This window comes from Bradyrhizobium sp. BWA-3-5 (assembly GCF_032917985.1).
In the GTDB taxonomy this organism is placed as follows: domain Bacteria; phylum Pseudomonadota; class Alphaproteobacteria; order Rhizobiales; family Xanthobacteraceae; genus Bradyrhizobium.
This window is the reverse complement of record NZ_CP136626.1, coordinates 4,074,173-4,084,674: the sequence shown is the minus strand read 5'-3', so window position 1 is coordinate 4,084,674 and position 10,502 is coordinate 4,074,173. Positions and strand designations below refer to the sequence as shown.

Sequence of the window (10,502 nt, the reverse complement as noted above, 5' to 3'; positions counted from 1 at the left end):
AGCGTATGCGAGCAGCATGGTCGAAACCTTGCACCAGCCACGCTTCGGAGCGGGCCAACGCCCTGTAAAACCTGCGCATTCCGGCCGCAGGGTGGCCGCCATATTCGACTTTGCGACCGCGAACCATTTTCGCGCCATTGTGTTCCTTGTGCTCTGCGGCATCGTGCTTTTCCTGCCCGGCTTCTTCAACATTCCGGCAATCGATCGCGATGAGGCGCGCTTCGCGCAGGCGACCAAGCAGATGGTCGAAAGCGGCGATTTCGTCGATATCCGCTTCCAGGATGACGTCCGCTACAAGAAGCCGGTCGGCATCTATTGGCTGCAGGCCGCCGTGGTCGAAACGGCGTCCTCGCTCGGCCTGCCGCGGGCGCAGCTCCGCATCTGGCTCTACCGGATTCCGTCCCTGATCGGCGCCATCGGCGCGGTGCTCCTGACCTATTGGACGGCGCTCGCCTTCGTCACGCGGCGCGGGGCCGCGCTGGCGGCGCTGATGATGTGTGCCTCCGTGTTACTCGGCGTCGAGGCGCGGCTCGCCAAGACCGACGCGATGCTGCTGCTCACCGTTGTCGCGGCAATGGGGGCAATGGCACGGGTCTACCTGTCCTGGCAGCGTGGCGAAGATCCGGCGCGTCCGCCCTGGACGGCGCCCGCGATCTTCTGGACCGCGCTGGCCGGCGGCATCCTGCTCAAGGGGCCGCTGATCCTAATGTTCGTCGGGCTGACCATCCTGGCGCTGGCGATCCTCGACCGTTCGGCGGCATGGCTGTGGCGGCTGCGCCCGCTCTGGGGCCTGATGTGGACGCTGGTGCTGGTGCTGCCATGGTTCGTGGCGATCTTTTGGCGCGCGGGCGAGGCGTTCTTCTCCAATTCGCTCGGCGGCGACATGCTGAGCAAGATCGGCGCGCAGGAGTCCCATGGCGCGCCGCCCGGACTTTATCTCCTGCTGTTCTGGGTCACCTTCTGGCCGGGCGCGGCGCTGGCCGGGATGGCGGCGCCGGCGGTGTGGCGCGCGCGGCGCGAGCCCGGCGCGCAATATCTTTTGGCCTGGCTGGTCCCATCATGGATCGTGTTCGAGGCGGTCCTGACCAAGCTGCCGCATTACGTGCTGCCGCTCTATCCGGCGATTGCGATCCTCACCGCGGGCGCGCTCGAGCGCCGCGTGCTGTCGCGGTCCTGGCTGATGCGCGGCGCGGCGTGGTGGTTCGTCATACCTGCCGGCGCGGCGGTGCTGGTGGTGGCCGGCGCGATCAAGCTGACGCATTACCCGGCGTTTCCGGCCTGGCCGTTCCTGGCGGCGTCTATGATCTTCGGCCTGATCGCCTGGTGGATGTTCGAGGACAGCCGCGCCGAGCGCTCGCTGCTCAATGCAGTGGTCGCGGCGATGTTTCTGGCTGTTGGCATCTACGGCATCGTGATGCCGTCGCTGACCACGATGTTTCCGAGCGCCGAGATCGCGCGCGCACTGCGCAACGTGGTCTGCGTCGGGCCAAAGGCCGCGGCGGCGGGCTTCCATGAGCCGAGCCTCGTCTTCATGGCGGGCACCACCACGCTGCTGACCGACGGATCGGGCGCCGCCGATTTCCTGGGGCAGGGCAGTTGCCGCTTCGCGCTGATCGAGTCACGAACCGAGCGCGCCTTTGTGCAGCGCGCCGAAGCGATTGGGCTGCGCTACAACGTGGCGAAGCGGATCGAAGGCTATAACATCTCGCAGGGCAAGGCGATCTCGATCGCCATCTTCCGCTCGGAAGGAACGGAATAGATGGCTGCCAAGCCCGTTGTCGCCGATTCCCAAAACTATGTCGCGCGCTTTGCGACGCTGAGCTGGCTGTCGCTGGCGCAGCTCGTGCGCTCGCCGTCGCATTCGCGGCGGGCGGAAGCCGCGCGGCGCGCAGCGCGGCATGCGTTGTGGCTGACGACGGGGCTCTGCGCTGCAATCATCGTGCTGATGGTTGCGATCGATGTCTGGGAAATCAACCAGATGCCCAAGCGCGGCACGCCGTCGCTGTGGTGGGTTCGCATCCTCACGGATTTCGGCAAGGACGAATATGTGCTGACGGCGCTCGGCGTGCTCTTGATTGCGGTCGCGCTCGCCGCGCCGGCCTTTCGCGGCATCCAGCGGTCGCTGCTGCTCGGCCTCGGCACGCGCTTGCAATTTCTCTTCCTTGCGGTGGCGTTTTCCAATCTGGTGACAGAAGTGCTGAAATATAGCGTCGGCCGTGGCCGGCCCTTTGTCGGCGGCGAGGCCAACGCCTTTCACTTCTCGCATTTTGCCGGAAATCCCGCCTATTACAGCTTCCCCTCCGGGCATGCCACGACCGCCTTCGCGCTCGCCTTCGCGGTATCGTCGGTCTGGCCGGCGAGCCGGTTCGCGATGGCGCTCTATGCCGTGATTATTGCGGCGACGCGCCTGGTGCTGCTGGCGCATCATCCGAGCGACGTCGTCGCCGGTGCGCTGATCGGCCTCATCGGGGCGATGTTCGTGCGCTACTGGTTTGCGGCGCGCCGGCTGGGGTTTGCGATCCAGCGTGACGGCAGCATCGTGCCCCTGGTCGGGCCCTCCTCGGGGCGCCTCAAAAGGGTTGCCCGCGGCGCTTTCGCCCCATAAAAGCGGACGCCGCCAGGCGGCCCGATAGGCCCCGGTTCCAAGCCCTTCAAACCAACCAGACGAGTGCCGATTTGACTTCTGCCGACAGAGATTCGGTCGCCGTTTCCATCGTTGTGCCGGTGCGTAACGAGGCGGAAAACGTCGCTCCGCTGATTGCGGAAATCATCGCTGCGCTCGACGGCCGCTGGAACTACGAGATCATCTACGTCAATGACGGGTCGACGGATGCGACCGCCGACCGGTTGGCCGATCTGATGAAGCAACACCGCCAGCTCCGGCAGTTGAAACATGCCGCCTCGTCCGGGCAGTCGGCGGCGGTGCGCAGCGGTGTTCGGGCGGCGCGCGGCGCCATCGTCGCGACGCTCGACGGCGACGGCCAGAACAATCCGATATTCCTGCCGGACCTGATCGCGGCGGTCGAGAAGGGAGCCGGTCGCATCGGGCTTGCAGCAGGCCAGCGGGTCGGACGCAAGGATACCGGGTTCAAGAAGCTGCAGTCGAAGATCGCCAATGGCGTGCGCAAGGCAATCCTGAAAGACGGCACCCGCGACACCGGCTGTGGGTTGAAGGCGTTCCCGCGCGAGGTGTTCCTGTCGATGCCCTATTTCGACGGGCTGCATCGTTTTCTGCCGGCGCTGGTGCGCCGCGAAGGCTTCGAGGTCGCCTATGTCGACGTGATCGACCGTCCGCGCCGGTCCGGCGTGTCCAATTACGGCTTCTTCGACCGGCTGTGGATCGGGATCATGGATCTTGCCGGCGTCTGGTGGCTGATCCGCCGCAAGAAGCCGACCCCCGTGGCGACCGAGGTTTCCTGATGCTGATTCAATACGGGCAGGCGCTCGGCGATTACCTCTACGACGTCTTCGTCGCGAAGTTCGATTTCTGGCTGGCTTTCGGGCTGATCGCGCAATTGTTTTTCACCGCGCGCTTCCTGGTGCAGTGGATCACCAGCGAGCGCGTCGGGCAGAGCGTGGTGCCGATGGCGTTCTGGTTCTTCTCGATGGGCGGCGGCGTGATGACGCTGATCTACGGCATCGCCAAGCGCGAGCCCGTGATCATCCTCGGCCAGTCGCTGGCCACCATCATCTACATCAGAAACATCATGCTGATCGTGAAGAACCGCGGCTCAGGTTCGAAGACGCTGGACCGCTGATCAGGGGCGGCCGGGCACCGGCGTCGGCAGCCCCGGCAAATCGGTTTCGGTCCTGCGGTAGGCGGCTAGCTCTCCTGCAGCATCAAGCACCGGATAGGCCACCGAGCAGATGTGCGAGTGGATCCGCCGGAGGTCGCGCAGCACGTCGAGATGCAGCGAGGTGGTCTCGATGGTTTCGGGCCGCCCCTCGCGCAGGCGGTCGAGATGCCGCTCGGTGGCGGCGATCTCAGCGCTGCGCAGCGCAGTCTTTTCGGCCAAGAGCTTTCGCGCCTCGTTGACGTCGCCGGACATGAAGACGCCGAACGCGATCCGCAGCGAATCCATCGTGCGCTTGTGGAAGGCGGAGAGCTCCTCGGCGCCCTCGGCCGAGAACTGGAAGCGGCGCTTGATCTTCTTGGTGGCGAGCTCGCTCAAATTCTTGTCGATGATGTCGCCGATATGCTCGAGGTTAATGGCGAACGAGACGATCTCCATCGCCCGCTGCCCCTCGCGCTCGTCGAGACTGCCGCGGGTGAGCTTTGTGACATAGAGCTTGATCGCCTCGTCGAGGCTGTCGACGCGGTTGTCCATCTCCGAGACCTGGTCGACCAGCGCGCGGTCGTTGGTCATCATCGCCGCCATCACCTTGCGCAGCATGATTTCGACGTGATCGCCCATATGCAGCGTTTCGCGGGCGGCATCCGCCAAAGCGAGCGATGGCGTCTCCAGCGCGCTCTCGTCGAGATAGCGCGGGCCCAGCGCACCGGCTTCCTTGACGCGTTCGGGCAGCAGCTTCTTCAACAGCCGCGCCATGCCGTCGAGCAGGCCGATGAAGACCACCACGGTCACGACGTTGAAGGCGATGTGGAACAGGGCGGTCGCCTTGGCGGCGTCCGGTTGCCACGCGGTGAGCACATCGGCGATCGGCTGCAGGAACGGCGCCACCACCAGGATGCCGGCCAGGCGGTTGATGAGGTTGCCCAGCGGCAGGCGGTAGCTCGCCGGGTTGTCGCGGCGCGCGCCCTCAACCAGCGGATTGATGGCGCTGCCGAGATTGGCGCCGAGCACGAGCGCCAGCGCCGCGTAGGGCGTGACGAAATGCGCATAGGCCAGCGACATCACGAGCAGCACGCTGGCGACGCTGGAATGCACCAGCCAGGTCACGGTTGCCGCGAACAGGATGCAGAGCACGGGATCGCCGGTAATGGCGTTCATGAACACGCGCACGCCCGGCGCGTTCTCCGCCGGCGCCAGCGTATTGAGCAGGATGTGCAGCGCCAGCAGCATCAGGCCGAGCCCGATGAAGACGCGGCCGATATCCTTGACGCGCGAGCGGGGCCCCGAGCGGAAGGCGACGAGGCCGATGATGAACAGCACCGGCGCGACGGCGGCGATGTTGAACGACAGGATCTGCACGATCAGCGTGGTGCCGACATTGGCGCCGAGCATGATGGCAAGCGCCGGGACGAGGCTGACAATCCCTTCGGAGGTAAACGAGCTTGTGATCAGCGCGGTGGCGGTGCTGCTCTGGAGCAGCGCGGTCAGGCCGAGGCCGGCGCCGAAGGCGGTAAAGCGGTTGCTCAGGGCCTTTGCCAGCAACAGGCGCAGGTTCGGCCCGAACGCGCGCAGGATCCCGCTGTGAACCATGTGCAGGCCCCACAGCAGCAGCGCGACGCCGCCCATCAGATCGAGAAGAACCAGACTTCCCATACGAATAGTTTTCCGCCAAATCGAGTCGAGGGGTCAGGCTATCGCCTAACGAGGGGGGATCAACCCTTTAATTTGCCGAAAAATTGCGGGAGGGCGGCCCGCTCCGCCGCGCGGTCGCCTCGGCGCGCCGGGTTCGGTAAACGGAATTCGAATGCATCAGTTACATTGCGAGCCGTCGCGCTAGGCCAATTCCAAGGATTCTTCGGTAAAGCTGATCCACCTTCGAGTGAATCCCATCGAACAGGGACAGGGACGGACATGTTGGCAGCGAACCGCCGCGCAAGCGTACGACGTGCGTGCAGAAACTTTGCGAAAATACAGTTTGCGACCGGCGGACTGCCGCGCGACTGCATGATTACGGACATGTCGGACGGCGGCGTGAAGATCATCGCCGAATATCCGGAAATCCCGTCCGAATTCACGGTGATCTTCTCGGAGGGAAGGCCGCGCCAGTGCCGGCTGGCCTGGCGGATCGGCTGCGAGCTCGGCGCGCAATTCCTCGACTAAATCGCGCGCAAGATGCCTCGACGCCGGCGATCAGCCCGCCGGCGAAGGTCGCCCATTACCGCAAATGGGAACAAATTTAACCCGAATTTAGGGTTAAGCTGAGAACACTGCTGGACAGTTGCCGCCGTGAGTCCAGCTACATGTTCCAGAAGTTGCCCCATCCCTCCCGCGCCGCGCGGCTTCTTGCGTGCATGTCTGTCCTGATGTTCGCGGCAGGACTTGGCAGCTGCACGAGCTCGGGACTGTCCGATATCACCGGCTCGATCGACGAAAAGGCCGAGGTCAGCCGCGCCGGCGATCCGCGGCGCGATATCGAAACCTATCAGGAGCAGTATCGCGCCAACCCGAAAGATGCCGACGCGGCGCTGCGATACGGCAAGGCCCTACGCGCGACCGGCCAGCGCTCGCAGGCGGTCGCGGTGCTCGAACAGGCCACCATCGCCCATCCAGGCAACCGGCTCCTGCTCGCAGCCTACGGCCGCGCGCTGGCGGACAACGGCAACTTCCAACAGGCCTTCGACGTGCTCGGCCGCGCCCACAGCCCCGACGATCCTGATTGGCGGCTGCTCTCGGCGCAGGGCGCGACGCTGGACCAGCTCGGCCGCTATGAGGAGGCACGGCAATATTACGCCAGCGCCCTCAAGATCGCGCCCGACCAGCCCGCGGTGCTGTCCAACCTCGGGCTGTCCTACGCGCTTTCGAAGGAGCTGGCCAAGGCGGAGGAGACGCTGCGGCGCGCTTACAGCCTTGCGGGCAGCGACGCGCGCGTGCGCGCCAACCTGGCGCTCGTGGTTGGCCTGCGTGGCAACTTTGCCGAGGCGGAGAAGATCGCCAAGGCCGACCTGCCGCCCGCCGAGGCCGCGGCCAATGTCACACAATTGAAGCGGATGCTGGCGCGCAGGGACAACGAAAACGCCCGCGCCGAAGCCGGCAAGATGCCGATCGCCGCGGCCGGGCGCGCCGACTAGGCGTCGGCGGCCCTACCGCAGAGATCGGCTCCTGCCTTACGCCCGGCGGGCCGTGGTGCCCTGCAGCTTCCTGATGATCGGCGCCAGGAATGAGGGGGTCCGCGACCGCTTGGTCACCGCGTGTCCCGTCATCCGCTGCGCGATCTGCAGGAACATCTGGGTGGTGCGATGCCTGGACGAGATCTGGGCGATCATCTGGCCGTTGTTGGCAGCGGTGCCGAACAGCTTCGAATCGAACGGAATCGCCGCAATCGGCTGGCTCTCGATCGCCTTGGCGAATTCGCGCACCGAGATCTCGGGACGCTTGTGCATGCCGACCTGGTTGAGGCAGTAGAGCGGCGGACGGTCGTTGGGCCGCGCCGCCTTCAGCACGTTCAACATGTTCTTGGCATTGCGCATGTTGGCCAGATCAGGCTCGGCGACGATCAGGATGTCGTCGGCGCCGACCAGCGTGCGCTTGGTCCATGCCGACCATTGATGGGGCACGTCGAGCACGACGCACGGGGTCGTCATCCGCATCGTATCGAAGATCGCATCGAACGCATCGGCGCCGAAATCATAGACCTGATCCAGCGTCGCCGGGGCCGCCAGCAGATTGAGGCGGTCGGAGCATTTCGCCAGCAGCCGCTCCATGAAAGCCGAGTCGGGCCGTTCCGGCTGGAACACGGCGTTGGCGATGCCCTGAACGGGGTCCTGGTTGTAGTCGAGGCTGGCGGTGCCGAAGGCGAGGTCGAGGTCGATCACGACGGAATCGAGCGCGAGATCGCGCGCGATCGCCCAGGCCACGTTGTGCGCGACGGTCGAGGCGCCGACGCCGCCCTTGGCGCCGACGACGGCGACGATGCGGCCAACCGCCACTTCCTCCGAGGCGGCGTACAGACCGCAGATCGCGCGCACCACGTCGATTGGCGCGACCGGTGCGGTGATGTAGTCGCTGACGCCACGACGCACCAGCTCGCGATAGGGGGTGAAGTCCTTCGCGTTACCGATCACGACGACACGGGTGCCCGCGTCGCAGACGGTTGCGAGCTCATCGAGGCCTTCGAGAATGTCGCTCTCGGGATCGCTCTCGATCAGGATGACGTTGGGCGTCGGCGCCTTGTGATAGGTCTCGATCGCGGCGGTAATGCCGCCCATATGCGCGGTGAGGTGAGCCTTGCCAAGACGGCGGTCTTCGCTTGCCGCGCGCACTGCGGCTGCGACCGCGACGCTGGCGCAGAAGGCTTGCACCGATACGCGCGGCGCAGGCGAGATGTATTCCTCGGGCTGCGCCGCCGTGTCGTCCAATTGATCGTCGGAGTTCTGAAAAACGCGGCTGATCATTTGCCTGTATCGCTGAGTTTGGCCTTGTCGGCTTCGGGGTAGGTGGTCGCGGTCGAAGTGCCCTTGCGGTATTTTTCAAAGGCGGCGCTGCGGCGCGGTGTATAGGCCGCCGTCTCGGAACGTGGCTGTTCGAGATCGGCCGGATTGTCGATCATCGCCGCAAGGTTGCGCTGTGTGGCGCAGCCGAAATTGTGGTAGGGGCGGTTTTCATTGTAACCGGCGTTGTCGATGTTCGGGCCGAGATCCTGCGGCCACAGCCCGCACGGGCCGGCGACGGCGGCAATCTTCGGATAGCTCAGCCGGATCGTCGGCAGGGTCCTGCTGTCGTCGGGATGATAGTGACGCAGCGTGATGGCGCGCGAGGGAACGCCGCCCGCCATCAGCACCGTTCGGATTTCCTGGTACGACGCCGCAGCCGCGCGCGCATTCGCCGTTTCGATCGGCACCTCGGCAATGATCGCGCCGGTGCCTTCGCGCATCCAGTTGTAGGCCAGGCCCGCAACGTCGGTGCGCTGCGGCCCGGAGAGGCCGCCGCGCCCTCGGCCCACGAACACGACGATCGACTGGTCGGCTTCGGTTACCGCAATCGGATGACGCTGGCGGTAATCATTCGGTACGCTCGCGGTGGTCACGACTTCCGTGGACTGCCAGTTGCAGGCGCCGAGCATCGTCGCAAGGCCGATCAAGGCGCCAAATAGTCCTGCAGCCTTGAGCCGTTGGAGCGGTGTTCTTGATGTCATCGTTCTGTCCTCGTCCCCGCGCGGTGAACAGTGCTGCGTTTCAATCAATGATGAAGCCGAAATTGCCCTGAACGCCGGCGACGGGATCGATGCGGGCGGCGACGCCATAGATCCGGTTGATACGGCCGAGCAGCGCGGATTGGGAATCGGACGCCGGCGCGAAGCCGTCATCCGGCCGCGACAGTTCCTTCTGCGCGGCGGCGCGCACGACATAGGGCGTCACCAGGACCATCAGCTCGGTCTGGTTGTTGACGAAGTCCTGGCTGCGGAACAGCTGGCCAAAAATCGGAATTTGGTCGACGCCGGGCATACCGTTGACGGCCTGCTTGGTCTGCTCCTGGATCAGGCCAGCCATCGCCATCGAACCGCCCGAGGGTATTTCCAGCGTCGTCTCGGCCCGGCGCGTCTTGATCGAAGGAATGGTCGTTCCGCCCTGGCCGCCCTGCAGGGCGTTTTCGGTCGAAACCTCGGAGACTTCCGTCATCACCCGCAGGCTGATCCTGCCCTCGGACAGAACCACCGGCGTGAAGTTGAGCGAGATGCCGAATTTCTTGAAGCTGACGGTCTGGACGCATTGTCCGATGGTGCCGCCGGTTGTCGTTTGGCAGGTCACACCGGTCGGAATGGGAAATTCACCGCCGGAGATGAACGTTGCGGATTCGCCTGATATCGCCGTGAGATTGGGTTCGGCCAGGGTCTTCACGACGCCGGCGCTCTCCATCGCGCGAAGCGTCGCCTTGACCGACGGCGCCGAACCGAACTGCCCGATAAGAGCGTTGCCGGGGACGAGGGGAGCGTTGTTTGCGGTGAAGGGATTGTTGTTATTGAAGACCACCGAGGTGTTGCCGACATTCAGGCTGGCGCTCAGATCAATGCCCATCTGCTTGATGACATCCCGCCGCACTTCCGCGACGGTGACCTTCAACATCACCTGGTCGCGGCCGCGAACGACGATCGAATTGACGACCTTGTCGGCTCCGCCGACCAGCCGCGCGGCGATCTCGCCAGCCTGCTGGGCTTCGACCGGACTGGATACCGAGCCGGTCAGCAGCACGCTGTCGCCGACGCCCTCGATCTGAATTCCCGGCATCGACTGCCGCAGCGCGGTCCGCACGCCGTTGAGATCGCGCTTCACGGCGATGTCGTAGGAAGCGATCTGCTGACCATCGCCGTCAAAAAATACCACGTTGGTCTGGCCGACGGCGCCGCCGATGATGTAGGCGCGCTGCGGCGAACGGATGACGGCATTGGCGATCTTCGGATCGGCGACCAATACATCTTTCACGTCGCGGGGCAGATCGACCACCATCGACTTGCCGATGCCGAGCGACAGGAAACGCATCTTCGCCGGGCCGAGGGCCGAAGTCGTTACCGGATCCTTCTCGGACTCGGCTGCCACCACAGGCAGCAACGGGCCGAGCGTCAGCACGGCGGCGGCCGACAACAACAGGGTGCGCCCCACCGCGCTCCGCGTCGCCGACTTATTTTCCCCAAACTTCATTTCAGTCGTCCTTTCG

The 10,502-nt window shown here is 65.1% G+C and carries 10 protein-coding genes; 6 read left to right on the top strand and 4 right to left on the bottom strand.

Translation table 11 applies throughout. From position 1 onward, the window contains the following. The first annotated feature begins 16 nt into the window (after positions 1-16). From RX331_RS19695 to RX331_RS19680, 4 genes are all read left to right on the top strand, one after another. A complete protein-coding gene (locus RX331_RS19695; RefSeq protein WP_317251578.1) occupies positions 17-1,759 on the top strand; it encodes a glycosyltransferase family 39 protein in 1,743 nt (580 codons plus the stop codon). Then, positions 1,760-2,605: a phosphatase PAP2 family protein gene (locus RX331_RS19690; RefSeq protein ID WP_317251577.1), complete on the top strand. Its 846-nt coding sequence runs from the start codon at positions 1,760-1,762 to the stop codon at positions 2,603-2,605. A 71-nt stretch (positions 2,606-2,676) separates the two neighbouring features. Further along, positions 2,677-3,420, top strand: coding sequence for a glycosyltransferase family 2 protein (locus RX331_RS19685; RefSeq protein ID WP_317251576.1), 744 nt, complete (start codon positions 2,677-2,679; stop codon positions 3,418-3,420). Beyond that, positions 3,420-3,758, top strand: a complete 339-nt coding sequence (locus tag RX331_RS19680; protein ID WP_283027780.1) for a lipid-A-disaccharide synthase N-terminal domain-containing protein — start codon at positions 3,420-3,422, stop codon at positions 3,756-3,758. Before RX331_RS19685 ends, RX331_RS19680 begins: the two co-directional genes overlap by 1 nt. Here the strand turns inward: RX331_RS19680 and RX331_RS19675 are convergent, their stop codons facing one another. After that, the gene (locus tag RX331_RS19675) at positions 3,759-5,447 is read right to left on the bottom strand and encodes a Na/Pi cotransporter family protein (RefSeq protein WP_317251575.1); all 1,689 of its coding nucleotides are present in this window, start codon (positions 5,445-5,447) and stop codon (positions 3,759-3,761) included. It abuts the gene before it with no gap. 258 nt (positions 5,448-5,705) lie between these two features. Between RX331_RS19675 and RX331_RS19670 the strand changes: the two genes are divergently transcribed. Together RX331_RS19670 and RX331_RS19665 are read left to right on the top strand one after the other, a co-directional pair. Next, a complete protein-coding gene (locus RX331_RS19670) occupies positions 5,706-5,954 on the top strand; it encodes a PilZ domain-containing protein (RefSeq protein ID WP_317251574.1) in 249 nt (82 codons plus the stop codon). 191 nt (positions 5,955-6,145) lie between these two features. Beyond that, entirely contained in the window at positions 6,146-6,922 is a 777-nt protein-coding gene (locus RX331_RS19665; RefSeq protein ID WP_317251573.1) for a tetratricopeptide repeat protein, read from the top strand. A gap of 36 nt (positions 6,923-6,958) precedes the next feature. Here RX331_RS19665 and RX331_RS19660 read toward each other — a convergent pair whose 3' ends face one another. The 3 genes from RX331_RS19660 to RX331_RS19650 are packed head-to-tail and all read right to left on the bottom strand — an operon-like array spanning position 6,959 to position 10,486. Further along, the gene (locus RX331_RS19660; protein ID WP_317251572.1) at positions 6,959-8,245 is read right to left on the bottom strand and encodes a CpaE family protein; all 1,287 of its coding nucleotides are present in this window, start codon (positions 8,243-8,245) and stop codon (positions 6,959-6,961) included. After that, complete coding sequence (locus RX331_RS19655) at positions 8,242-8,985, bottom strand: CpaD family pilus assembly protein (protein WP_317251571.1); 744 nt, start codon at positions 8,983-8,985, stop codon at positions 8,242-8,244. Before RX331_RS19655 ends, RX331_RS19660 begins: the two co-directional genes overlap by 4 nt. A gap of 40 nt (positions 8,986-9,025) precedes the next feature. Continuing rightward, positions 9,026-10,486, bottom strand: a complete 1,461-nt coding sequence (locus RX331_RS19650; protein ID WP_317251570.1) for a type II and III secretion system protein family protein — start codon at positions 10,484-10,486, stop codon at positions 9,026-9,028. Positions 10,487-10,502 lie beyond the last annotated feature (16 nt).